Annotated in this window: 19 protein-coding genes and 1 tRNA gene; 5 read left to right on the top strand and 15 right to left on the bottom strand. The window is 59.7% G+C overall.

Annotated features, from left to right (window positions below):
• Nucleotides 1-201 precede the first annotated feature (201 nt).
• Nucleotides 202-1,191, top strand: coding sequence for a GGDEF domain-containing protein (locus tag AB7M29_RS04250; RefSeq protein ID WP_217855080.1), 990 nt, complete (start codon nt 202-204; stop codon nt 1,189-1,191).
• Between the two features lie 125 nt (nt 1,192-1,316).
• Here the strand turns inward: AB7M29_RS04250 and AB7M29_RS04245 are convergent, their stop codons facing one another.
• The 3 genes from AB7M29_RS04245 to gabD form a co-directional block, all read right to left on the bottom strand.
• On the bottom strand, nt 1,317-2,531 hold the full coding sequence (locus AB7M29_RS04245; protein WP_052962926.1) for a response regulator: 1,215 nt from the start codon (nt 2,529-2,531) through the stop codon (nt 1,317-1,319).
• A gap of 134 nt (nt 2,532-2,665) precedes the next feature.
• Nucleotides 2,666-3,943, bottom strand: coding sequence for a 4-aminobutyrate--2-oxoglutarate transaminase (gabT, locus tag AB7M29_RS04240; protein ID WP_454246397.1), 1,278 nt, complete (start codon nt 3,941-3,943; stop codon nt 2,666-2,668).
• A 189-nt stretch (nt 3,944-4,132) separates the two neighbouring features.
• Nucleotides 4,133-5,575 carry an NADP-dependent succinate-semialdehyde dehydrogenase gene (gene gabD, locus AB7M29_RS04235; protein WP_454246396.1) on the bottom strand — a complete coding sequence of 481 codons (1,443 nt, stop codon included), beginning with the start codon at nt 5,573-5,575 and terminating at the stop codon, nt 4,133-4,135.
• A gap of 349 nt (nt 5,576-5,924) precedes the next feature.
• On the opposite strand from gabD, the gene AB7M29_RS04230 reads away from it, so the two are divergent.
• The 3 genes from AB7M29_RS04230 (at nt 5,925) to AB7M29_RS04220 (ending at nt 8,341) form a co-directional block, all read left to right on the top strand.
• Nucleotides 5,925-6,001, top strand: a tRNA-Arg gene (locus tag AB7M29_RS04230).
• Nucleotides 6,002-6,207: 206 nt separating this feature from the next.
• Nucleotides 6,208-7,248 (top strand): virulence RhuM family protein, encoded by a 1,041-nt coding sequence (locus tag AB7M29_RS04225; protein ID WP_454246395.1) that lies wholly within the window; start codon nt 6,208-6,210, stop codon nt 7,246-7,248.
• Nucleotides 7,249-8,047: 799 nt separating this feature from the next.
• Nucleotides 8,048-8,341 carry a DUF3077 domain-containing protein gene (locus AB7M29_RS04220; RefSeq protein WP_454246394.1) on the top strand — a complete coding sequence of 98 codons (294 nt, stop codon included), beginning with the start codon at nt 8,048-8,050 and terminating at the stop codon, nt 8,339-8,341.
• A 66-nt stretch (nt 8,342-8,407) separates the two neighbouring features.
• Here AB7M29_RS04220 and AB7M29_RS04215 read toward each other — a convergent pair whose 3' ends face one another.
• From AB7M29_RS04215 to AB7M29_RS04190, 6 genes are all read right to left on the bottom strand, one after another.
• Nucleotides 8,408-8,626, bottom strand: coding sequence for a hypothetical protein (locus AB7M29_RS04215; RefSeq protein WP_225922943.1), 219 nt, complete (start codon nt 8,624-8,626; stop codon nt 8,408-8,410).
• Complete coding sequence (locus tag AB7M29_RS04210) at nt 8,623-8,889, bottom strand: hypothetical protein (protein WP_454246393.1); 267 nt, start codon at nt 8,887-8,889, stop codon at nt 8,623-8,625. The genes AB7M29_RS04215 and AB7M29_RS04210 overlap by 4 nt, the downstream gene beginning before the upstream one ends.
• Before the next feature lie 21 nt (nt 8,890-8,910).
• Entirely contained in the window at nt 8,911-9,531 is a 621-nt protein-coding gene (locus AB7M29_RS04205) for a hypothetical protein (RefSeq protein ID WP_454246392.1), read from the bottom strand.
• Entirely contained in the window at nt 9,528-10,109 is a 582-nt protein-coding gene (locus AB7M29_RS04200) for an RNA polymerase sigma factor (RefSeq protein WP_217855065.1), read from the bottom strand. The genes AB7M29_RS04205 and AB7M29_RS04200 overlap by 4 nt, the downstream gene beginning before the upstream one ends.
• A gap of 17 nt (nt 10,110-10,126) precedes the next feature.
• Nucleotides 10,127-11,860 (bottom strand): vWA domain-containing protein, encoded by a 1,734-nt coding sequence (locus AB7M29_RS04195; RefSeq protein ID WP_454246391.1) that lies wholly within the window; start codon nt 11,858-11,860, stop codon nt 10,127-10,129.
• Nucleotides 11,861-11,946: 86 nt separating this feature from the next.
• Nucleotides 11,947-12,507, bottom strand: a complete 561-nt coding sequence (locus AB7M29_RS04190; RefSeq protein ID WP_454246390.1) for a YbhB/YbcL family Raf kinase inhibitor-like protein — start codon at nt 12,505-12,507, stop codon at nt 11,947-11,949.
• A 140-nt stretch (nt 12,508-12,647) separates the two neighbouring features.
• Here AB7M29_RS04190 and AB7M29_RS04185 point away from each other — a divergent pair, with 140 nt between their 5' ends.
• On the top strand, nt 12,648-14,177 hold the full coding sequence (locus AB7M29_RS04185; protein ID WP_454246389.1) for an FAD-dependent oxidoreductase: 1,530 nt from the start codon (nt 12,648-12,650) through the stop codon (nt 14,175-14,177).
• A gap of 29 nt (nt 14,178-14,206) precedes the next feature.
• On the opposite strand, the gene pgaD is transcribed toward AB7M29_RS04185, so the two are convergent.
• The 6 genes from pgaD to AB7M29_RS04155 all read right to left on the bottom strand — a co-directional run bounded on the left by pgaD (nt 14,207) and on the right by AB7M29_RS04155 (nt 23,339).
• On the bottom strand, nt 14,207-14,734 hold the full coding sequence (gene pgaD, locus AB7M29_RS04180) for a poly-beta-1,6-N-acetyl-D-glucosamine biosynthesis protein PgaD (RefSeq protein WP_217855058.1): 528 nt from the start codon (nt 14,732-14,734) through the stop codon (nt 14,207-14,209).
• The gene (pgaC, locus tag AB7M29_RS04175; RefSeq protein ID WP_052962937.1) at nt 14,731-16,086 is read right to left on the bottom strand and encodes a poly-beta-1,6-N-acetyl-D-glucosamine synthase; all 1,356 of its coding nucleotides are present in this window, start codon (nt 16,084-16,086) and stop codon (nt 14,731-14,733) included. The genes pgaD and pgaC overlap by 4 nt, the downstream gene beginning before the upstream one ends.
• A 1-nt stretch (nt 16,087) precedes the next feature.
• On the bottom strand, nt 16,088-18,085 hold the full coding sequence (gene pgaB, locus AB7M29_RS04170; RefSeq protein WP_454246388.1) for a poly-beta-1,6-N-acetyl-D-glucosamine N-deacetylase PgaB: 1,998 nt from the start codon (nt 18,083-18,085) through the stop codon (nt 16,088-16,090).
• Between the two features lie 12 nt (nt 18,086-18,097).
• Nucleotides 18,098-20,578 (bottom strand): poly-beta-1,6 N-acetyl-D-glucosamine export porin PgaA, encoded by a 2,481-nt coding sequence (gene pgaA / locus AB7M29_RS04165; RefSeq protein ID WP_217855054.1) that lies wholly within the window; start codon nt 20,576-20,578, stop codon nt 18,098-18,100.
• 314 nt (nt 20,579-20,892) lie between these two features.
• The gene (locus tag AB7M29_RS04160) at nt 20,893-22,404 is read right to left on the bottom strand and encodes a YdgA family protein (protein WP_454246387.1); all 1,512 of its coding nucleotides are present in this window, start codon (nt 22,402-22,404) and stop codon (nt 20,893-20,895) included.
• 299 nt (nt 22,405-22,703) lie between these two features.
• The gene (locus AB7M29_RS04155) at nt 22,704-23,339 is read right to left on the bottom strand and encodes an NADH:ubiquinone oxidoreductase subunit N (RefSeq protein ID WP_454246386.1); all 636 of its coding nucleotides are present in this window, start codon (nt 23,337-23,339) and stop codon (nt 22,704-22,706) included.
• Nucleotides 23,340-23,372 lie beyond the last annotated feature (33 nt).

The following is a 23,372-nucleotide window of genomic DNA, read 5'->3' as shown; positions in this document are numbered from 1 at the left end:
CGCAGCAGACGCAAAACCTGACGACGCGTCTCACCCGTAAAAACGCGTCGTCAATTCAAGCTGCCATACCGCCCAGCGGGCCCCTTCCCCCAAGCGGGAACTTCGCTCCAAATCCCCTATCTCAAAGACACTTCGCCATCCAGGCGGGCTTTGTTCCCGGCCGCTGTCGACATAGCGGCACGCCCTTTGAGATTTGTGCCGATGGTTAATAAAAGCCTACAAGACACATCCCTTCCGCAGTGGCCCGAGGCCGCGCAAACGCTGATGGCGCTGATGCATGCCCAAGGTGAAGTGGCACGCCTGAGCGAACGCGAACAGCTGTTCAGCTCTCTGCTGGTCAGCGTCAACGCCGTGCTTTGGGCATTCAACTGGGAAACCCGTCAGGTGCTCTACGTCAGCCCAGCCTATGACCGGATTTTCGGCCGCCCCGCCGGTCTGTTGCTGTCCGACTTCAACCACTGGCGCGACAGCGTCTATCCCGACGATCTGGACTATGCCGAGCGCAGCCTCGCCCAAGTGCTGGTCAAAGGCGCCGTTGAAGATCGCGAATACCGCATCATCGCCGCCGACGGCCAGGTGCGCTGGCTCAGCGACAAGTGCTTCATCAACCGTCAGGCCGAGCCGGGCCAACCAGTGATCATCGTCGGCATTGCCGAAGACATCACCGAGAAAAAGCAGATGGAAGCCGAGCTGCAGCGCCTGGCCAGCACCGATGTGTTGACCCAAAGCAGCAATCGCCGACACTTCTTCGAATGCGCCCATCACGAATTCGAGCAAGCGCGGTTGAACGGCGCGCCGATGGCGTTCCTGTTGCTCGATATCGATGACTTCAAAGTGGTCAATGACACCTATGGTCATCAGGAAGGCGATAAGGTGCTGCAATGCATCGCCGAGAGCGGTCGCGCGGCGCTGCGGCGTGGTGATCTGTTCGGACGGATCGGCGGTGAGGAATTCGCAGCGGTGTTTCCCGGCTGTGCACCAGACATGGCCATGCAAGTAGCCGAGCGTCTGCAACGGGAAATTCAGCGGTTAAGCTTCAGCCATGACGACCAGACGTTCGGCATCACCGTCAGCCAAGGCCTAAGCAGCCTTACGCACGAGGATGAAAGCATCGACACCCTGTTCGCCCGCGCCGATGCGGCGATGTACCAGGCCAAACGCCAGGGCAAGAACCGGATTATCTCTGGCTGATCGGCCCAACACAGACCAAATGTGGGAGCGGGCTTGCTCGCGAAGAGGGTGTGTCAGTCAGCATAAATGTGGCTGACACATCGCTTTCGCGAGCAAGCCCGCTCCCACAGGGTTTCGTGTCAGATTCACTTCTTGCGCAAACGCATCAGCTCCGGCAATCCGATCTTGAGCAACCGCGCCGTCCGGCTTTTGGATAACGCTTCGATCCCCTCATGCTCGGTCAGGCGCGCCAACTGGGCGGCCATGTTCATCACCAGCGCCTCGCGGGAGTAAACCCCGCCACCGAGCTGGTACACCGCCGCAATCAGCTCTCGCAACTCCAGAGGCAGGCGCCAGCGGGCCCGCAGCGCCGAACCATAGGCCGCGCCGAATTCGGCCAGGGCATCGCCAACTTCTTCCCATTCATCCAGCTCACCGCCGGCCTGCTTCCACTCCTGCAAACAGCGCAGCAACGCCAGGTCGCCGAGGCAATGCAGCATGCCCGCGCAATAACAGCGCGCCTGATCCAGATCCAGCAAGCGTGCCAGCGTTCGCGCGTATTCGGCGGTGTGCAGGGACAACTCCCAATAACGCTCGGCATAGTCCGCCAGCTGCGGATCGCTGAGCCGGGCACTGCGCTTGAGGGCGAGGCCAAGAATCAGGTTCATGCTTTGCCCGGTGCCCAAGCGGTGCAGCGCCTGAGCCAAGGTTTGCACGGCGACGCCATGATGCTGGGCGGCGCTGTTGGCGGCGGCGATCAAGACAGCGGTGATTTGCGGGTCGGTGCGGATTTCGTCTTCCAGCCGCGTCAGATCGAGGCCATTGGGATTGAGGCTACGTTTGATCGCCACCTGCACATCGGTCATCAACGGTGCACCTTCCGCCAGTTCGCGCCGCCGCTCCAGGTACACCGACAAGGTCATGCCTGGCGCCAATGACGGCACCTCACACGACACCTCTTCACCGGCGTTCAGCAACAAATCCTGCAGGCGCTGGGTCAGGCTTTCCATGTTCAAGGGTTTGGTCAGGTACGCCGTGGGCGCCAGGGGCAAGACTTCACGTACGCTGGCGCTGTCGTTGCGGCTGCTCATCAGGATGAAGGGCAGCGGCGGATTACGTTTGCGCTGACGGACACTGCGCAAGACGTTCAGGCCATCGACGCCAGGCAACTCCCAGTCGACGATCACCAGGTCGTAAGGATTTTCCGCCAACAGGTGCAGTGCCTCCTGGCCATCGGCACACAGGTCCAGCCGTGCGTCGCAGCGCACATTCAACAACACCTGCTTGAGCAGATCGCGAGACCAGGGGTCGGCCTCGGCAATCAGCACACGAGGTACAGCGGGTAACACCACAGCAGTCATCGCACACTCCAACGGCAATGCTTGCACCTTAGTCAATGATGGCCATTCGATACAGCTCAATTGCCCCTGATGGTTTCAAGCGGCATAAAAAAACCCGCCGAGGCGGGTTTTTTGTCGATCAGATCACAATTCAATCAGAGCTCGGCGAAGCACTCTTCGATGATCGCCAGGCCTTTGTCCAGTTGCTCGTCCGGCGAGGTCAGCGGTACCAGTACGCGCAGAACGTTGCCGTAGGTGCCGCACGACAGCAGGATCAGGCCCTTGTCGCGCGCCTTGGCCACAACCGATGCTACAGCAGCTGCGTTCGGCTTGTGGCTGTCACCGTCGACGAACAGCTCGACCGCGATCATCGCGCCCAGGGCACGCACTTCGCCGATGACCGGGTACTTGGCCTGGATGGCCTTCAGGCCAGTCACCAGACGCTCGCCGACCGCTTTGCAACGATCCAGCAGGTGTTCTTCTTCGAACACGTCCATCACAGCCAGGGCCGCGGCGCAAGCGATCGGGCTACCGGCGTAAGTACCGCCCAGGCCGCCTGGAGCGATAGCGTCCATGTATTCGGCCTTGCCGCACACACCGGCCAGCGGGAAACCGCCGGCGATGGATTTGGCGAAGGTGGTCAGGTCGGCGGCAACACCCATCTGTTCCATGGCGAAGAAAGTGCCGGTACGGCCAGCGCCAGTCTGAACTTCGTCAGCGATCAACAGAATGCCGTGCTGATCGCACAGGGCGCGCAGACGCTTCATGAACTCTTTAGGCGCGACGTAGAAACCACCTTCGCCCTGAACCGGCTCGATGATGATGGCAGCGATGTCACGCGGCTCGGCGTCGTTTTTGAAGATGCGCTCGATGCTGGCGATCGAATCGTCGATGCTCACACCGTGCAGCTCGTTCGGGTACAGCGCGCGGAAGATGCCGCCTGGCATCAGGCCCATGCCGGCCGAGTAAGGCACGACTTTACCGGTCAGGCCCAGGGTCATCATGGTGCGACCGTGGTAAGCGCCGGTGAACGCGATCACGCCGGCACGGCCAGTAGCGGCACGGGCGATCTTGATAGAGTTTTCCACGGCTTCGGAGCCGGTGGTCACCAGCAGGGTTTTCTTGGCGAAATCACCTGGCACCTTGGCGTTGATTTTTTCGCACACTTCCACGTACGGCTCGTAGGCCAGCACCTGGAAGCAGGTGTGGGTCAGCTTGTTCAGCTGTTCGGTGACGGCGGCGATGATTTTCGGGTGCACGTGACCGGTGTTCAGCACAGCGATACCGCCGGCGAAGTCGATGAACTCGCGACCTTCAACGTCGGTCACGGTGGCGTTCTTCGCGGACTCGGCGAAGATCGGGTGAATCTGGCCAACACCGCGCGGTACAGCGGCTTCGCGGCGTTTCATCAGGGATGCGTTAGTCTTGCTCATAGTGTCCTCATTCACCGCTCATCGGGCGGCGTGGTTCAAGGAAAATGCGGCGGGGAGGCAACTACGGCAGCATGCGATGATCGACTGCCACAGCTTTCCCGGCCACAGAGAAAATTCCGTTTGAAGCGTCGCAAAGGGACAGCGCTCTCGTGCCCTTTGCGCTTGAAGCAATGCCTTGCCGGGCCGAGCTTAGATACCCAGGCAGAGGTATTTGATTTCCAGGTAATCTTCGATGCCGTACTTGGAGCCTTCACGGCCCAGGCCCGACGCCTTGATGCCGCCGAACGGCGCGACTTCGTTGGAGATCAACCCGGTGTTAACGCCGACCATGCCGTATTCCAGGGCTTCAGCTACACGGAACACACGGCCCAGGTCGCGAGCATAGAAGTACGAGGCCAGACCGAACTCGGTGTCGTTGGACATCGCGATCACGTCGGCTTCGTCTTTGAAGCGGAACAGTGGCGCCAATGGGCCGAAGGTTTCTTCCTTGGCCACGGCAGCGTTGTTCGGCACGTTGGTCAGGATGGTCGGCTCGAAGAAGTTGCCTTGCATCACCTTGCCACCGGACAGCACGATTGCGCCTTTGCCGACGGCGTCAGCAATGTGCTCTTGAACCTTGGCCACGGCTTTTTCGTCGATCAGCGGGCCAGTGGTGGTGCCGTCTTCCAGACCGTTACCGATCTTGAGCTTGGCCACGGCCACTTTCAGCTTCTCGGCGAACGCGTCGTAGACCGAATCCTGAATGTACAGGCGGTTAGCGCAGACGCAGGTTTGGCCGTTGTTGCGGTACTTGGAAATGATCGCGCCTTCGACGGCCTTATCCAGGTCCGCGTCGTCGAACACGATGAACGGCGCGTTACCGCCCAGTTCCAGGGAGATTTTCTTGATGTCCTTGGCGCATTCAGCCATCAGCTGACGACCGATTTCAGTCGAACCGGTGAAGGACAGTTTGCGTACGATCGGGTTGCTGGTCAGCTCGCTGCCGATGTCGCCGGCGCTGCCGGACACAACACTGAACACGCCGTTCGGAATACCGGCACGCTGGGCCAGTTCAGCCAAGGCGAAAGCCGAGAACGGAGTTTGCGAAGCAGGCTTGAGCACCATGGTGCAACCGGCGGCCAGGGCCGGGCCAGCTTTACGGGTGATCATCGCGGCAGGGAAGTTCCACGGGGTGATCGCTGCGGTCACGCCGATCGGCTGCTTGATCACGATCAGGCGCTTGTCTGGCTGGTGGCCCGGAATCACGTCACCGTAGACGCGCTTGGCTTCTTCGGCGAACCACTCGATAAAGGAAGCGGCGTAAACGATCTCGCCCTTGGCTTCAGCCAATGGCTTGCCCTGCTCGAGGGTCATCAGGCGAGCCAGGTCGTCCTGATTCTCGATGATCAGCTCGAACCAGCGACGCAGCTTGTTCGCGCGATCCTTGGCGGTCAGTGCACGCCAGGCCGGCAGCGCTTTGTCCGCGGCTTCGATTGCACGGCGGGTTTCGGCAGCGCCCATTTTCGGCACAGTGCCCAGAATTTCACCCGTTGCCGGGTTGTTGACCTTGATCGTCTGACCGTTGTCCGCATCGACCCAAGCGCCATCGATAAAGGCCTGCTGGCGGAACAACTGGGTGTCTTTAAGCTGCATGTCGGCTTTCCTTAACAGCACCGCGGCACGCGCGGAGCGAATTATGATTGTAGAAAGGCGCCTTATAGGCTGCCGTCAGGGAAATCATTCACCGGGCTGAAGCACATAAATAGCGCACAAATCGAACTCGTGCGGTTCAGCACCCAGACAAGAGCGTTTGAAATCTCAAACGAATCCTAGGATCAAAGGGGGTAAAGGACAATAGCCTGTTCGAAAAAAAGAACGAAAACGCCGCATTTGCCTATTTTTTCAGATCAGCGTAGCAAACGCAGGTTACGCTTTCGAAAACCGCAGGCGATTCAGCAGCATGGACGCCCGCAGTGCATATGAGTATCATGGCGCCCGCATTGCACCAGTAGCTCAGCTGGATAGAGTACTGCCCTCCGAAGGCAGGGGTCGTGGGTTCGAATCCCGCCTGGTGCACCATACGCAAGAACGAGAAAGCCTCAGACCCGCAGGGTCTGGGGCTTTTTTGTTGCTTCGAAATCCATGAAATGACGGCACTTGGAAACATAAACTCACGACAATCGGGTTCATGATGGTGGTTGATTTCCGACACACTGTGTCAAACCGCTTTGAACTCTTTTCCAGCCGACGCATAGACTAACCAGAGCTGATCGTGGAGCGCCCAGATGATTGATCAGAACGACGCCGACTTTCCTACGGCCCCCCAAGGCGAGCTGTTGCTGTTTCAAAGTGTTGACGGTCAGGTACGCCTGGAATGTCGCTTCGGGGCCGATACGCTGTGGCTCTCCCAGGCGATGATCTGTGAACTGTATGGCAAGGCCAAAGCCACCATCAGCGGGCATATCAGCCACATTTTCGCCGAGGGTGAACTGGTGGAAGATTCAGTTGTTCGGTTTTACCGAACAACTGCCACCGACAACAAACCTTACAACGTCAAATATTTCAGCCTGCCGCTGATTCTCGCGGTGGGCTACCGGGTTCGCTCCAAACGCGGTACTCAGTTCCGTCAGTGGGCCACACAGATACTTCAGGAGTATCTGGTGAAAGGCTTCGTGATGGATGACGAACGGTTGAAAAACCCGCCAGTGGGCCACTCGCAAGTACCCGATTATTTCGACGAGTTGCTTGAACGCATTCGAGACATTCGCGCCAGCGAGCGACGGGTCTACTTAAGGGTAAGGGATATTTTCGCGATGGCTGCCGATTATGCGCCATCGAACAGGGAGACCACGGCGTTCTTCCAAATCATCCAAAACAAACTTCACTTCGCCAGCACCGGCCTGACAGCTGCCGAGTTGATTGTCCAGCGCGTTGACGCCACCAAGCTGAATATGGGCTTGACCAGCTTCAAAGGGGATGAAGTACGCAAAAACGATGTCACGATCGCCAAGAATTACCTCAATCAAGAGGAAATCAGTGCTCTAAATCGCATCGTTACCATGTGGCTGGATTTCGCAGAAGATCAGGCATTGATGCGCAAGCAGATTTTTCTGCGGGACTGGCAGGAGAAGCTGGACCAGTTTCTGGAGTTCAACAGTCGTGAGGTTCTACAAGGTGCGGGGCAAATCAGTAAACAGACCGCAGAGGAAAAAGCGCGGGCGGAATATGAACTCTATGCCGAACAGCGCCGGACCTTGAAAGAGACAGAAGGTGAAAGATTAGGTATTGAGGCACTGTGCAGCATCTCACAAAAAAATCGTCACTGAGCCTGTCAGCATTCAGTGGAACGGTTAACCAATCCGAAGTCCCTTGGTTCATGCAGTAGGTTCTGAGTAGCAGGCCGCGTGCTGTACTGCTTTCCAGACAAAGTCCCAAATTATCCGCACCTGCTCAAACCGTACGTCTAACCGAAACACCACAACTGAAGCCCATACAAAACGGGCTTCACTGCCTCCAGTTCAAACGACGCCTGGCCATACGCAAAAACGAGAAAGCCTCAGATCTTAAGGTCTGGCGCTTTTTTGTGCACACCTCCGTAACTCAGGGCTAGCTGGTGGAAAATTCAGTTGTTCGGTTTAACCGAACAACTGCCAGGGTGCCCCCCAGTCAAGATCGTCGTCCCCAATCTCATCGTCCTCGAAGTCGTCTCCTTCAGAATCATCCCTCTTCCGGTTGATTCTGAGGAAAATCCCTACGACCCTCGGAGGTTGCAGGAGATCAGCCTGCGCGTTACCCTTCTGCCGTCGCTGCCAATTCAGCGACCGGGCTTGGTAACCCGAGAGTTAAGCGCAACAGCGCCCCCATTAGATTTGCAGGCGTTTTTTTACGCCCGCAATTTTGAGTTATGGCGGCTGTGCGTGGGACGTCTTCGGGCGTGCCGGATTCCTTGACTCCCGGTTTACCAACCTGCGCACAGCTGCCACCTATTCGCTTGGTAACGAAAAAGTAGCAGTTCCTCGTCAAGGAGCTAGACCATGCGCAATACAAATCCGTACGAAATTCGGTTCACCCCTCAACGCTATCTTGAATCACGCTTCCACCGCACCTCCGTCAATGGAGGTGACAATGACTGACCAATCTGAACTGAAAACCATCGGTTTCACCCCCTTCCACTACTGCTCTGTTGAACCGCTGTTTCGAGTGAACGGTGGTGTACCCATCAGCGAAGCGTTGGCGCAGGCGTCCGACCTGTTGTTTCTGGCCAAGTCATTTGCTGAGGACGCTGCCTACTCAAAAGACACCGACCGCCATGCCTGGGCCGCACACTATTTGACGGCGATGGGTAAGGCTGTGATTGATGATGTGGTGAAAGTTTTGACGCGACCACCGCAGTCGACGACGCAACAAGCCGCAGAATAGCGGCAACTCACCCAAAAAATTGCAGGCCCCGATTTTTCGGGGTCTGCAATTTTTGAGTGAGTGTTTTCAAGGGCGGCTACGCTCTGCTTCAACCTCATCAATGAGCGCATCAAGCTCGGCAAATAGTGTTTCGGCAGGAATAGCCGGACGTGGGTCATTACGGCTGACGCCAATAGACTCACGTATTTCTACGGCTCGTTGCTGATAGGCCGTGTGTGGCAAAGGGTGAGCAGCAGGACGGTTATGGTTGAGAACGGCAACGGGTCGCTGAAGCGGTTTTTTCATTCTTTCGTCCAGTCAAACTCGTCGTAATCATCATCCTCTTCATCCTCGATCAACTCATCATCAAGAACGTCTTCCTCAAGCGCTTCTTCTGCCTGCTTCGCCAGCAGAAACTCCTTACGACTTTCAGTCACTGCTCGCCGTAATTCCTCACCCTTCACCGGGCAGTTGAGCATTTGGGCGATGCGGTCGATTTTTTGTGCCACGGCATCCTCCAACGCATCGGCTATAGGCCGATAGTGCGCGCTTTCGGGTGTCGATGCCAAATTTGCCGACCGCTGCTCACCTCATTTCTTCTGCAAATCCTTGAGTCTTGCAGTGAGGTCTTCCTTGGGAAAGCGCTTGTGCAATGTCGTCAGCAGCGCCTCGGCGGCTTGGGTTTGACCGGTCTCTTGCAGGCGTATCACTTCACGTAATTGATCATCCAATGACTTGGCCGGCGCGGCTAAGCGTTTACTGACTTTGGCCTCGTCTGCCATTTCGCTGTTGATCGACTCGCGCTGCATCGGTGCCGAGAACTCCGCCATGGGCGCAGCAGGCGCCGGCGCGGATATAGCGCTGGTCGGTGCCGCCTGGGAGCGGGCAGCGGCTTCCGGTTTGGCGGCCGGGGCGGAGGCTTTGGGCGCAGGGGCGAAGTCATAACTCGGCAGTTGTTCCGGCGTGCGCTGCACCAGCGCCAACATCAGGGCCACACCGACGAGGCTGGCGAATGCCACTTGCCAGCGAGGCTGCTGGCAGGCGCGGAGCCAGCGTTGCCACAGGTTCGGCTTCGGTGCCGGGGCTTCGCGGTGTGCGGTGGCGAGGATGAAGGCATCGAGATGCGCCGGTGGTTCGCCGGTTGCGTGGTCGCGAAAATGCTTGAGCACTTCATCGTCAGGCGATGACGGTGTTTTTGGGGCGTCAGTCATGTCAGTACCTCCTCGGCCAGCAGCCGACGCAGTTTTTGCTGGGCGTAGCGCAAGCGACTTTTAACGGTTTCCAGCGGTGTTTCGGTGAGGGTGGCGATTTGCGGCAGGTCGAGGTCGCCGTGGGCGCGCAGCAGGAACACTTCGCGCTGGTCGGCAGGAAGGGTTTGCAGGGCGGCTTCGAGGCGTTGACCGTCGCGGCTCAGGCTCAGCAGTTGTTCGGGATCGGCCGCGTTATCGATCAGGGCGTGGGTTTGTTCGTCATAGCTGTCGTGCAAGGGGTTGTGGATTCCGTGTTTGCGCCAGTGATCGATCAGTCGGTTGCGGGCAATCTGGTAGAGCCAGGTACGAAAGTTCGCCCGGCCTTGTGGCTGACTGGTGCTGCGGATCAGGCTCAGCCAGGTTTCCTGATACACCTCTTCGGCCAGTTCGGGTTTACCGCTGAGGCCGAGGAGGAATCGATAAAGGCCCTGACGGTGGCGGGCGTACAAAACTTCGAACGCCGGCCCGTCGCCGGAGCGGTAGCGCGCCAGCAGCGATTCGTCGCTGCCGGCGGCTGAGCTGATTGCAGAATCGGACATGTCAGCGCTGGCCTCTTTCACTCTATCCGGTTGTCGTTGGGCTGTTGATTCGAGGCGGTCGGGGTTCGCAGGCTCTGCGCCAACTCCACCAATTGCACGAATTCACTGCGCAGGCCGAATTGATCATCGCCTCGTGCGCCACGGGCCAGGGTTTCGGTGTCCTTGAGGCTGAAATTACCTGTGTAACGCCCGTCCTTGAGCTGCTGGGAAAAGGCAGCGACGGCCGCGGCAAAGCGCAGATCATTGCTGGCTGCCGACAGTTTACCGGCCTCCCCTCTCAGGATCGGCCGCTCGATCAAGCGACTATTCCCACCTTCCGGCAACTGATAACGCACTCGCAGCATCGCCAATTCACCGGTTTTTGCGGAAACATCGGCCGCAGGATTGCCATAGCGCAGCGGTTCCAGCCAGCCCTTCTCACCCTTGGGCACAATTTCATACAACGCTGTCACCGTATGCCCTGCGCCGACTTCTCCGGCGTCGACTTTGTCGTTGCTGAAATCCTCACGCTTCAAGGCGCGATTCTCATAACCCAGCAGCCGATATTCGCTGACCTGCGCCGGGTTGAACTCCACCTGCAGTTTCACGTTTTTCGCCACCACCGCGAGGGTCGAGCCGAGCTGATCCACCAGTACTTTGCGCGCCTCGCGCAGGTTGTCGATGTAGGCGTAGTTGCCGTCGCCAGCATCGGCCAGTTGCTCCATCAGGTGTTCATTGTAGTTATCCACACCAAAACCCAAGGTGGTCAGGGACACGCCGGTTTTGCGTTTATCCACAGCCATTTGTTTGAGGCTGTCGAAGTCGCTGATGCCGACGTTGAAGTCACCGTCGGTGGCCAACAGGATGCGGTTGATGCCTTTGGGGATAAACGCCTGTTGCGCCAGTTGATAAGCCAGTTCGATACCCGACGCTCCGGCGGTCGAGCCGCCCGCAGTCAATTGATCGATGGCGGTACGAATTTTCGCTTTTTCCCGTCCGGAAGTCGGCTCCAGCACCACGCGCGATTCTCCGGCATACACCACCAGCGAAACCCGGTCCTGCTCGCGCAGTTGATCGACCAGCAATTTCAGCGTGCTTTTGACCATGGGCAAGCCTTCGCGACGGTCCATCGAGCCGGACACGTCCACCAGAAACACCAGGTTCGCCGGGGCCAGCTCCGCCACCGCGCGATCAGATGCCTTGATGCCGATGCGCAGCAAGCGGGTATGGGGGTTCCAGGGCGATTGCGCCAACTCGGTGGTCACGCCGAACGGCGAGCCATCGGTGGGCAAGGCGTAATCGTAGGGGAAGTAATTGACCATTTCTTCCAGCCGCACCGCCCCTTCGGGAGGCAAGCGCCCCTGATTAAGCAAGCGCCGGACATTGGCGTAAGCGCCGGTATCGACATCGGCACTGAAGGTCGAGACCGGCGCCTCGATCACGCTGTGAATCGGGTTATCCGCCAGCGCCTGATATTGCTCCCGCTGCTCATCCCGATAGCCCTGTGGATAAACTTCACCGGCCGGCATGGGCGCGAAAGCGGCCGACGGTGCCGGTCGCGCGCTGCGCTTGGCCTGCGCGGTATCCGCCATGACCGCCTCGCGCACCAACGCTTCAGTTTTCAGCGCACCTTGAACCGGAGGCGCAACCGCTGCCGGGCTGTCTATCTTAGAGTCTGACGTGGATGAAGCGCCGCAACCGGCAATGGCCAGCAGCAACCCGGCGGCGAAACCCTGGGCGGCCGGGCAGAGGTAGTGCAGAGAGAGGGACATGGGGGCTGACCTCAGGAAGAAATTGACTCATTCATCCTCTGAGACGGACAGCCCGTCAGCTTCGGGTTAACTCACCAAAAAAATCTTCAGCGGTGATAACGCCGCACCACGCTGCTGTTTTTCAGCACATGGCCTTTGATCTGCTCCATCAGCTGCGCGCGGGTCAGGCCGGCAGGCAAGGCGTCTGGCGCCAGGTCCAGGGCGTAAAGCTGAATGAGGTAGTGGTGGGAGCTGTCGCCGATGGGCGGGCAAGGACCGATGTAACCGGTGGTACCTTTGCTGTTGCTGCCGCCCACGCCTTCGAGGGCGGATTTGGCGCCGACGCCGGCCGGGATCTGGTGCGTCGTGGCCTTGATGCCGTAATGAATCCAGTGATCGACGCCCAGGCCTTTCTGGCCGTCCGGGTCGTGCATGACGATGGCGTAGCTGAGGGTGTCCGGAGGGCCGGCGTTCCAGCTCAGGGCCGGAGACTGGTTTTTGCCGCCGCAACCGTTGGCATCGCTGGCCGCCACCGACGTGAACAGGCGATTGTCCGAAACGCCGGGAATGCTGAGGGTGAAACGCTCTTGGGCCTGTGCCGGAAACTGCACACAAAGGGCGACTGCAATGGCCGCCAGCCAAGGTTTCAAAGAGGTCAATCGGGTCATACCGGAGCACCTTGTGCGGGGTGGGGCCATCGTCGGCTGGCAAACTATAGCCGGACCGTTCGTGCGGTGGCAGCGGGAATTGGCTGAACCTCGGAAAAGGCGCCAAACTCCTAAGTGAAACACCTGCCTGGAGATCGATCATGGCACTGCATCGCGTCGCCCGTTTCGCCGATGTGCCCCAAGACCGTGGCCTTGAGGTCCGGATCGACAAGATGAAAATCGTCTTGCTGCGGGTCGGCGATCAATTGCGCGCCTATCAGGGCAAATGTCCCCACGCCGGAGCACCGCTGGCCGAAGGTGCGTTGTGTCATGGGCGGCTGATCTGTCCGTGGCACAAGGCAGCCTATCGGCTCGAAGACGGCGCGTTATGCGAGCCACCGTCCCTGGACAGTCTGCGGCGCTACCCGCTTGAAGTCCGCGACGATGAGGTCTGGGTCGATGACCAGCCGATGCCCACCGCGAGCACCCCACCGGCGGACGATAAGCGAACCTTTGTGATCATCGGTGCCGGTGCTGCAGGAACAGCGTGTGCAGCGGCATTGCGGGAGAAAGGCTTCGGCGGCCGGGTGTTGCTGATCGACCGCGAGCCCGAGGCCGGTTACGACCGTACGGTATTGAGCAAATTCGTGATTGCCGGGGAGATGCCACCGGACGAAGTTCCGCCTCTGCGGGATGAAGATTTTTATCGTGAACAGCGCATTGAACGGATAAACAGCGATGTGATGGGCCTGGATGCACCGAACCGGACTCTGCGCCTGGCCGATGGTCAATCGCTGAGCTATGACGGCGCAGTGATCGCCACCGGCGGCGCACCCAATCATCTTTCACTGCCTGGCGCCGATCTGCCACAGGTGTTCGTATTGCGTTCGAAAGCGCAGGCGCTGCAGATTCTTTCAGCCGCCAAACCCGGTCAACGGGCAGTGATTGTTGGCGACAGTTTCATTGCTCTGGAGTCCGCCTCTTCCCTGCGTCAGTACGGCCTGGAGGTCACTGTCCTGGCCCGCCATGCCATCCCTTTCGAGGCGCAATTCGGCGATGCCGTCGGCAAGGCAATTCGTGCCCTGCACGAGGCCAATGGCGTGGTGTTTCATACCGATGGCGAAGCCGCGCAGATCGAAGGCACAGGCAAGGTCGAAGCGGTGCTGTTGGACAACGGTCAGCGCTTGCCGGCAGATCTGGTGTTGGTCGGCATTGGCGTCACCCCGGCAACGACCCCGTTTACCGATCTGCCAAAAGAAAAGGATCAGTCTCTGAAGGTGGATGGCGGAATGCGCGTGACCGACGGGCTCTGGGCCGTCGGCGACATTGCGACCTTCCCGCTCAACGGCCAGCCCCAACGGATCGAGCACTGGCGCCTGGCCCAGCAACAGGCGCGAATTGCGGCGGCGAATATGCTCGGCGGCGATGAGCGCTACCTCGACGTGCCGTATTTCTGGACCTGGCACTTCGGCAAAAACTACGACTACCTCGGACACGCCGAAGCCTGGGACGAGGTCGAGTTCAAGGGCGACCCAGACCATCCACCGTTTATCGGCCTGTTCGGCAAGAACGGCGTGGTGGCGGCGGCCGTTGCCTGCGATCAGGAGCGGACCATGGCAATGCTCGCCGAACGGATGAAACAACCACTGTCGGTGGATGAGGCCTGGCGGCTGATTCGGGACGTTGGCTGACCGACCCAAACAACAGAAACGTACCAGGCTCAAACGTGGCTCAGCGGCTCTCGGTTATCGTCATCTTCGGCTGACAGGCGGATCACCAGTGGATGCTCCAGTGGCGCCAAAGGCGGTGGCAGCTTGGCCGGGTCAACCGGGAAGAAGTGCGTCACGACATGACTGACATCGCCATCCTGATCGTTATGAATGGTCATAGAACCCGGCGTGCGCAGTTTCGCCAGCCGGTCGCCGGTCAGCTTGAAGCTTTTGCTGAGCCCCTGATCATCCACTACCGGCGCCGGCAAACGGCGCTGGGCGAAGCTCTTGCTTTTACGCTGTTGATAACGCGCCCACGTGATCAGGATCACCGCATTCAACAACGCCACCCACAGGTAAATCTGCAACGTGCCGAGGGCGTCGAAAAAAGACGCATCGATGCGCGGGCCCTCATGGGTATCGATCAACGGCCACAAACCCCGCGCCAGCAAATACAGCAGACCGACCCAGGCGAGCACGGTGAGAAGAACATCGATCACGACCAGAAAGGGCCGCTGCCGGGTTCTGATGATTTTCATTTGATGACCTCCTCTTCATCGTCATTCAGCGGCTTGATGCCCCGGTCCGGGCTGACCCAGCGCGCGCGCTTCTGATGTTGGCCGAACAGCACTTTGGGAAAACTGACCAGGGTGGTGAACAAGCTGATAAGCCAGAACACCAGCGGATACCAGACCACCCAGAACATGGTCTTGCCCAGGCCCTTTTCATAACGGCGGTCGATCAGGATGCTGACCGCGAACTGCACCAGGCAGACCACCGCCAATAGCAGACCGGTAAACGCCGGCGGCATCAGGTGATCGACGGCAATGGCTGGCGGCATTTCGACGAATTTGCCGACGCCCCAGAAAATCACCGACAGCAGAAAGGTGAACGCCCAACCGGTGGACAGGCAGTATTCGAACAGCAGCGGCCAGAGGTAACGATGGCGGTATTGCCAGATGCCACGGATGTTTTTGAACAGCACCTCGGCGCCGCCCTGGGCCCAGCGCAGACGCTGCTTCCACAGGCCACCGAGGGTTTCCGGCATGAGGATCCAGCACAACGCGCGGGGCTCGTAGAAAATGCTCCAGTGATCCAGTTGCAGCTTCCAACTGATGTCGATGTCTTCGGTGATCATGTCCGGGCTCCAGTAACCGACCCGGTTCAGGGCCGTACGACGGAACGCGACGATCACCCCGGAGACGGTAAAGATCCGCCCGAACACCCGTTGGGTGCGCTTGATCAGGCCGATGATCGACGAGAACTCGCCGACCTGCACACGGCCGATCAAGGTCGAACGGGTGCGGATTCGCGGGTTGCCGGTCACGGCGCCCAGTCGCGCATTGTCGAGCATCGGCGCCACCAGATACGCCGCGGTGTTCGGCGCCAGCAATGCGTCACCGTCGATGCACACCAGATATTCGCTGCGCGCCGCAATGGCGCCCATGCGCAGGGCCACGGCCTTGCCCTGGTTTTCCGCCAGGTGCAGCACCCGCAGACGCGGATCCTGCAACGCCAGTGCATCGAGCACCGCGGCGGTGTTGTCCTTGGAGCCGTCGTTGATCGCGATCACTTCGATGTTCGGGTAATGCTGGGCCAGCGCCGCGTGGATGGTATCGGCGGCGTTGTCGCCTTCGTTGTAGCAAGGGATCAGGATCGAGATCAGCGGTTCGCCGGCCAGCGGTGGCGGCAAAGTGTCGTCCTGCCACGGCCAGTGCCGCTCCCAATGCAGCCAGAAATACAGGCCGCCGGCGATCCACAGTCCCGACATGAACAGTGGATAGAAGAACACGAAGTCCATCAGGAATTGCCCGGTGAGCAGAAAGATCAGCCCGAGGGGAACCCCAAGGACGATCGCCAGAACCAGCAGGGCTAGAAGTCTGTCCAGCATGTTATGGATTCCACTTGTTGGAGAGCGCGGGCCGCACGGCTTTCAGGTCCGGCTGGTTCTCGAGGAAGTTGTCCGGGTAGTAGCCGAAACTGGTGGCGCCCTGACGCTTGAGGCGGCCCATCCAGTCAGCCAACTGTTCGCCGTCGATGTCGGCGTCGGCGTTTTTCGTCCAGTCACGGGCCTGTAATTCGAACACCGTGCGGTCGAGTGCGCCGGGGCGCGATTTCACCGTCGCCACCAGCGTTTCGAGCCAAGGGCCGGATTGCTGGAGGCTCTGTTTTTCCATGAGTGGCATGGCCATTGGCGCCGTCCAGTCGTAGGCGCTCAGGAAGTCATCGAGGTTCTGCGCGAACCAGGCTTCGCTCTCGGGGTTGAGCATTGGCTCGGCGAAAATATTGCGCGCCGTTTTTACTTGCGGGCCACGAATGGCGCGAACCTTGGCGGTCAGCTCGTGAGTGAAATCGATCAGGTAGCGGCTCTTGAATCGCGTCCAGCGTTGCAGCATGGCTGGATCGTCACGCAGGGTGGCGATCGAACCGGGCAGACCGTTGGCGGCATAAACCTTCAGGGCTTCAGGCCCAGCGTCTTCGAAGTCCGACAGCACTGCGTCATCGTGATAGAGGATGCCGTCGACCGAGGTCAGGCGTGCCACGTCTTCGTAGATTTCACCGATGATGCGCCGCACGTTTGGATCGAATGGCGACAAGCGTTTGTACTGATCCGGATCGATCGACGTGGTAGCGGTTTTCGGGTCCCAGCGAGTGACCCGTGGCAACTTCGAGTCCAGGGCAAAACTCAGCACCGGCATCCACGCGAATACCTTGACGTTAGCCCGAGTACGCAACTGCCAGGCCACGCGGTCGAAGAGATCGGCGCGCACCGGCAGGTGACGGTTGGGGAAGTACAGCGAATGCACCAGGCCATCGCCCACAGGGTCGGCGAAGGCTTGCAGGAATACGGTGTTGGCGCCCATGTCGGCCATGCGCTGGATCAGTTTGCCGAGATTGATTTCCTGTTGGGCCGGGTCCGCGTCGTAGACGTTGTCCAGGTCCACATGCACCACGCGCATCGGCGATTCGGTCTGCACCGAGACGATGCTGTTGGCGAAGTGTTCGCCATCCGGGTCCGAGGCCACCAAAAAGCGCGGGCTGCTCATTAGGTTGTCGAGGGCATCGAGGCCGTCTTCCAGGGTCAGGGCCATCTGATAACCCTGTTCGTTGACCACTTGCAGCGAGGTGCCGTCCGCCGCGCCGTATGGCCAGACCCAGACACGTGGTTTGTAACCGGTGACCTTGCGGATTTTCTCCGAGATGGCCGCCACGTCGGCGCGCATCCGGGCCTGGAATTGGGCTTCGGTTTCATAGCGTCCGTTAACAGCGTCATAGCGCCGGGTCGCGGCCGCTGGTTGCAGGTTGCCTTGCGGGTTGGCCAACACGCCTTTGTGGCTGGCGTCGGTGTGGGCGGCGATTTCCACCAGGCCGGATCGGGAAATCTCTCGGATCTGCTCCCAGGTCAGGAAGTCCGAACGCTTGCGCGGTGTACCGGCAAAATCCACCGGCTGGTTCAGCGGCGTATCGATCCATACCCCGACCGGCGCCAGCAAGGCATGCCAGTTATAGGCGCGCAGCACTGGCAACACGCGGGTGTAGAAGCTCGAATAACCGTCGTCGAAACTCAGCATGATCGCCCGTGGTGGCAGTTCAGGGCCGCCGTTGCGAGCGGCCATGACCTGGTCGACGGTGACCGGTTTGTAGTTGTTCTCCCGCAGCCACGCCAGTTGCTCGAGCAGGCGTTCGGTGCGCACGGCCACTACAGCCTGATCGGGATCACGGTCTTCGACATCGTGGTAAGAGATCCCGAGTACGTGGTTTTTCGGCCACGGCTTTTCATTGGCCGACACCGGGCGTTCGGACGGCGGTGCGAAGGCCGGGACTTGCTGGGCGCAGGCGCTGATCAACAGCGCTCCCAGCAGAAGGATGAAACGCGAAATAAAAGGCATCTTCAAACTCTTCTAGAAGCGGTAAGTGAGGTCGACGAGCAGGCGCAGATCGGTTTCGCGGTCACCGTCATAAGGCCGGTTGATCACGCTCAGCAGGCCACCCACCTCGAATACGTCGTTCCAGCTGTAGCGCTGGCCGTAACCCAGCAGGCCGACGCCGCCGGTCCCGTGATCACGCTGGCTATAGGTGCCCGCACCGGCTTGGAACTGCTGGCTCCAGGAGGTTTCGTAGCGGTGATAGAGCACATGGTTGACGTTCACCGTCGGCAGCACGCTGAAGTCGGATTTTGGGTTGAAGTACGGCACGTCGTCGGACTTGGAGTTATGGCTGGTGCCGACCTCCAGGCCGAGGTCGACTTGTAACCCCGGCGCGCGGTAAACACCCTCGCGACCGGTGAGCAACGCTTCGACACGGTTGTTGCCGTCACTGAAGTGCGAGGGGCTGACCGCCAGCCTCCACTCGCGGCTCTCATTGGCGCGCCAACGGATGAAACCGCTGCCGCCATTGGCGGTGATGTCGCTGTTCAAGGCCCGCAACGGCGTTTGCGCCGACAGGTATTCGAGGCTGCCGCCGTACTGCCAGTGATCGTCGATGTCTCGGGCAATCGCCAGGCGCGCGCCCTGCTTGTCACCGAAGCCATAAGAATGGTTGGAGACTTCCGCTTCCAGGGTCATGTCGCGGGTCCGGCGTTCTAGCCCGACGCGCTGAAAACGATGGTGACCGGTGCCTTCCTGGAAATCGCCGGTGGCGTAACCGGCACCGGCGAACACACGCCAGTCTTCATCGATGGGCGGGCTGTACAGCGTGGTTTCGATGCCGAAATCGCGACTGCCGTTGACCGCCCCGGCATCGCCGTTGCCCCCGCCATAACTCTTGCCGCCGTAGGCCTCTACCCGCAGCTCGGCCATGTCATGGACTGCACGCTGACGCTGCAAACGCTGGACCTGACGGTTGTCCGGAAAACGCGCGACCACATCGTCGGTCAGCGCATCCATCTGCCGCCATTCCTGCAGATCCATGGCGGTGTGACCTTGCGTAACTTCCAGGCCGATGTCCCGCGGGGCCATGCTCTCGGTTTCCTTGAGCTGATTTTCGGCGCGCCGTGGCCAGTCCCGAGCCAGGTACAAATCGGCCTGGGCCAGACGCAGGCCGAGGTTGCCGGGCGCCTGATTCACCAGCACCTGCAAACGCTGCTCGCCCGACGGCAGATCAGCGCCGTAGGTGCCGGCCTGGGCAGCGAGTTGCTGCGCGTCCATCCATTCATCGTTGGGATTGCCCACCGGCAAGCCTTTGAGCTCGACCCGTGGCTTCTGGGTCTTGGCCAAGTCTTCAGCGACCTTACGCGCTTCATCGGCCTTATCGCTTTCGAGCAAGGCGTAATAGAGCGCGGTGCTGTCTTCCAGGCGGTCGCCGACATCGGCATCCGGCGCCACCAGCACCTGACGATACAAATCGGTGGCGATTTCTGGCTGACGCTGGTCAAGATAGGACGACGCCACCCAACGCAGGGCGTAGGTCGGAATCTTCACGCCTTCGGCGAGCAGCTTCTGGTATTCGGCGATCACATCGGCGGTGCGTGCACGGGCCTTGAGGGCGCCCATGCGATCGATTCGCCAGCGGATGACGTCATCGTGGGCCTGAGGATCCGGCGTCCAGGTCGTCAGCAACTGGTCGTAATCGGACAGAGCCCGATCGGCGATCAGATAACGTTCTTTTTCGCTGCGAGTGGCCAGCTCCGCCAAACGCACGCGTTCTGCGGCCAGGTCACCTTCAAGGCGTCGCAGCGTGACCGGATCCAGCAATCCCGGCCGCTGACGCGCCAGGCGCAAGGCCGGTTCCGGTAAACGGGCGCGTTGCAGGGCAATCACGTATTCCCGAGCGACGTCGGGCTTGGTGCCAGCGCGGATGAAGGCCTGGTCGTATTCAAACAATGCGTCGTAGGTGGCGCCGGCGCGGGTCAAGGCATAGGCCAGGGCCAAGCGGCGGGAAGGATCATCCGGTTTCGCCGCCACCAGCGCCCTGGCGCGGGCAACCGCCTCGTCAGGTTTACCGGCGTCGGCCTGGGTCATCGCCAGCCCCAGCTGCAGGTCGGCATTTTGCGGTTCAAGGGCCAGGGCCTTGTTGTACACCTGGGTCGCCGAGTCCCAGCGCTTGAGGTTGCGATAGGATCGCGCGGTGGCGGTCAGAGCCTGAACCGGCAGCGCCCGATTGTGCCCTTGGGTTTCATAGACCTGGACCACTTCGGCATCCAGACCCGCCCAGCTGGCGATCTGCAAGTGATCGCTGATCTGACCGGTGGTGGCCTGGTTTCCCGGTACTTGGCGCAACACAGTCAGCGCAGGCGTGTAGTTGCCGGCCCGTGCATCGCGAACCATTTGGTCGTAGGGGGTGTCGGCGAGCGCCAGCATCGGCCACAGCAACTGGCCGCACAGCGCAACGCGAAACAAGGGGCGCAAACCACGATGAATAAAGGGACCAGCAATACACGGCATTCGTCAGCATCCTTACATGGCCAGCCGGGTCGCAATGTCCCTTGCCCATTCGTAGCGGAAAGCCGGGTCGAAAGACCCAGCCAAGCTTTATCGACGCAGTCTTGCATGCAAGCGTAGTCGACTATTCAGAACACAATAATTGTTCAGATTCGTGACGCATGGGTCTTTTCTGGTGCCAGTCAGCCAAGGTGCGGAACCTGTGGGAGCGGGCATTGGAACCTCCTCCCCCCTCTCTCCGTTTCGAAACCCCAGACAGCAAAACGCCCGGCGCCTGCGTGTTGCAGAGGCCGGGCGTTGAGCTGAAGCCTGCGGTTTTACTGGATGGTGACGTCGCCCGTGCCGCCGAGTTTGCTCATCACGAAGCCGACAAATTCTTCGAGGGTCATTTTCTGGCCGTTGAAGTCCACCTGATTGTTGGCGTAGTGCAGCTTGGTGACGACATTGTTACCGTCCAGTTTCGCCAATTGCGTGCCGACCGCCATGCTGCTGAACATGTCGGCGGTTGCGCTCGCCTGATCGGCGATCAGCTTGGCGTCGGTCTGGCCGTCGATTTGCGACTGCACGGTGAGCACGTCAACCAGCATTGGCTTGGACACCAACAGGTTGAAGTCCAGCAGCGCGATCAATTGCTTGACCAACTGGTCCGGCGGCAGGTCCATGGACTGCGGTTTGGTCAGGTCCAGCACCAGGTTGGCGCGGCTTTCGCCGTTGCTGGTATTGAACGACAGGTTTTCCAGAGCCACCTGCGGGCCGGCGGCCAGCAGTTTCTCCAGGCCGGTCTTGACCTGTGCCTCTTCGGCCGGCGTCAGGTTCAGTTCCGGCGCCGGTAGACCAGCGGCTGCGGCTTCAGCGGCGGCCTTCTCGTACGGTTGCAGTTTGGTCTGGTAGATCTGCATCAGCGACATCGTTGACGGGATGTCGAGGTTTTTCAGGCTCATGGCCATCTGCGCAGAGCCGATAACTTTGCCGTTCAAGGACACTTCACCAACCTTGTAATCGGCACGCCCTGAAGCGTTGGTGCCCGATTCCTCAGTCTTGTTCTTCATTTCAAAGTTCTTGACGCCGAGTATCGACTGTTTGGCGCCGAAGGTGGTCTTGCTGTTGGTCAGCTCGATGGTGTTTTCGCCGGTGTAATAGCCGTACGTGCTTTTGTTCAGGTTACTGGCCACGGTCAAGCCGTTGAGCTCGACCTGCACCGGGGTCTGATCTTCGGCCACGGTGGTCAGCTTCAGGCTGTCCATGTAACCGTCAGCCTTGACCTTTTGCGCCTGGGTACTGGCGGCTACGTCGAGTTTCATACCGGAGAAGGTCAGCTTGGATTTGTCATCCAGTGCTGTTTCCAGCGGCAGAAATTCGAGGGTGCCTTTGGTAGAGTTGTCGTAGCCGATGTTGACCACGCCTTTGACCGGGGAATTGTCCTTGGCGGCCGCAAACCACTTCTCGGTCAGCGGAGTCTTTTCCAACTCGTAGTGACTGGTGGCCAGGACCGGCAACCACTTCAGCGATACCAGACGCGAGAACGGCAGCGGGCCGTGTTCGATGCGGTCGACAAACAGCAACTCGACCGGCGCTTCACCAAACATCTCGCCTTCACCCTTGAGGCGGTAGTGCGCGGTGCTGCTGAACACATGGCGGTCCAGCGACACCAGCTCCAGCGATGCCGTACCGTTGGAACCAGCCAGCGCGGCTTGCAGCTCTTTGTTGGCGTCGGCGATCGAGGTATTCAGCACCCCATCGAGTTTGGAGCCGGTGTACCACGCACCGCCAGCGCTGATTGCACCGATGGCCACGACAATTCCTAGAAGCACGCCTGCTGATTTATTCATGAAGTACCCGTTCAATGTCCGTTGTTGAAAGTGTGGTCGTCTTCCCTGAACCCATGACAGGTTGCGGTCACGACTGCGCTAAAAGTGGGATGGAGATTAGCATTTGCGCCGCAAAGCGGCCCAATGATTAAAGGTGAAAGAGTGTCTATGGGGTATTGCTGCTTGTGGACAACTGGCAGAGGGCAAGAATTCCGGCGGTCATGCAATCGCTTTCGCGAGCAAGCCCGCTCCCACAGGGGAACGCATTCCAATGTGGGAGCGGGCTTGCTCGCGAAAGCGTCAGCCCTGCCAATACATCTTTATGAATACTGAACCTCAATCTCATCCAATTGATGATCAAAGCTCTTGAGCCGTGCGGTCCACGTATACACCAGCACTTCAAAATCCCGATTGATCACCGCCCCGCCGGTCACTTCCGCGCGCGGGTCGCAGAAATCCAGCTGATAGCGTTCGCGGGCCATGGCGGTGGCGACATCGGAAAGCTCTCGCGCATTGTTGAGCCAGTGCCACCCCTCGTCGGCCACTTGCTTGTCCAGCGCCAGGCATTGTTTTTTCAAGGTTTCGAGGCTTTTTTCCAGCGGTGTGCCGGTGAGTTCGCCCATCACTTCCTGGAACGTGCGCCCCGGTTGCCAGTAACTGCCCCAGAAATACCGGTCGAACACCGTTTCGACACGACGCAAAGCCACCTTGGTGTCCCAGATCAGCACCAGGGTCTTGCCTTGTTCGAGTTGTCGTTTCTTGATGCGCTGGCCCTGTAATGAAGCCCAGGCGACCACCACGACAGCCATCACGGCGATCAACGCCACTGCGCTGTCGAGGAATATCAGCGCCGTGTCGAGCTGGTGGGCCAGCATGACGCCGTAGAAATAGGTGGCCGACAGCAAAACCAATGCCGCAATGGCGCACCAGAAGCCGGGAGCATAAGGGTTTTTCATTATTAGATCCCCATGACCAACGCAAGCCTTGAT

The sequence above is a fragment of the Pseudomonas sp. F-14 TE3623 genome, from assembly GCF_053629015.1.
The sequence above is the reverse complement of the archived record's forward strand: the minus strand, read 5'-3'. Positions and strand labels throughout refer to the sequence as shown.

Bases quoted from the DNA above. Each gene is read 5' to 3' on its own strand.
- AB7M29_RS04250 (WP_217855080.1), top strand. From the start codon at position 202: ATGGTTAATAAAAGCCTACAAGACACATCCCTTCCGCAGTGGCCCGAG.
- AB7M29_RS04245 (WP_052962926.1), bottom strand. From the start codon at position 2,531: ATGACTGCTGTGGTGTTACCCGCTGTACCTCGTGTGCTGATTGCCGAG.
- gabT (WP_454246397.1), bottom strand. From the start codon at position 3,943: ATGAGCAAGACTAACGCATCCCTGATGAAACGCCGCGAAGCCGCTGTA.
- gabD (WP_454246396.1), bottom strand. From the start codon at position 5,575: ATGCAGCTTAAAGACACCCAGTTGTTCCGCCAGCAGGCCTTTATCGAT.
- AB7M29_RS04225 (WP_454246395.1), top strand. From the start codon at position 6,208: ATGATTGATCAGAACGACGCCGACTTTCCTACGGCCCCCCAAGGCGAG.
- AB7M29_RS04220 (WP_454246394.1), top strand. From the start codon at position 8,048: ATGACTGACCAATCTGAACTGAAAACCATCGGTTTCACCCCCTTCCAC.
- AB7M29_RS04215 (WP_225922943.1), bottom strand. From the start codon at position 8,626: ATGAAAAAACCGCTTCAGCGACCCGTTGCCGTTCTCAACCATAACCGT.
- AB7M29_RS04205 (WP_454246392.1), bottom strand. From the start codon at position 9,531: ATGACTGACGCCCCAAAAACACCGTCATCGCCTGACGATGAAGTGCTC.
- AB7M29_RS04200 (WP_217855065.1), bottom strand. From the start codon at position 10,109: ATGTCCGATTCTGCAATCAGCTCAGCCGCCGGCAGCGACGAATCGCTG.
- AB7M29_RS04195 (WP_454246391.1), bottom strand. From the start codon at position 11,860: ATGTCCCTCTCTCTGCACTACCTCTGCCCGGCCGCCCAGGGTTTCGCC.
- AB7M29_RS04190 (WP_454246390.1), bottom strand. From the start codon at position 12,507: ATGACCCGATTGACCTCTTTGAAACCTTGGCTGGCGGCCATTGCAGTC.
- AB7M29_RS04185 (WP_454246389.1), top strand. From the start codon at position 12,648: ATGGCACTGCATCGCGTCGCCCGTTTCGCCGATGTGCCCCAAGACCGT.
- pgaD (WP_217855058.1), bottom strand. From the start codon at position 14,734: ATGAAAATCATCAGAACCCGGCAGCGGCCCTTTCTGGTCGTGATCGAT.
- pgaC (WP_052962937.1), bottom strand. From the start codon at position 16,086: ATGCTGGACAGACTTCTAGCCCTGCTGGTTCTGGCGATCGTCCTTGGG.
- pgaB (WP_454246388.1), bottom strand. From the start codon at position 18,085: ATGCCTTTTATTTCGCGTTTCATCCTTCTGCTGGGAGCGCTGTTGATC.
- pgaA (WP_217855054.1), bottom strand. From the start codon at position 20,578: ATGCCGTGTATTGCTGGTCCCTTTATTCATCGTGGTTTGCGCCCCTTG.
- AB7M29_RS04160 (WP_454246387.1), bottom strand. From the start codon at position 22,404: ATGAATAAATCAGCAGGCGTGCTTCTAGGAATTGTCGTGGCCATCGGT.
- AB7M29_RS04155 (WP_454246386.1), bottom strand. From the start codon at position 23,339: ATGAAAAACCCTTATGCTCCCGGCTTCTGGTGCGCCATTGCGGCATTG.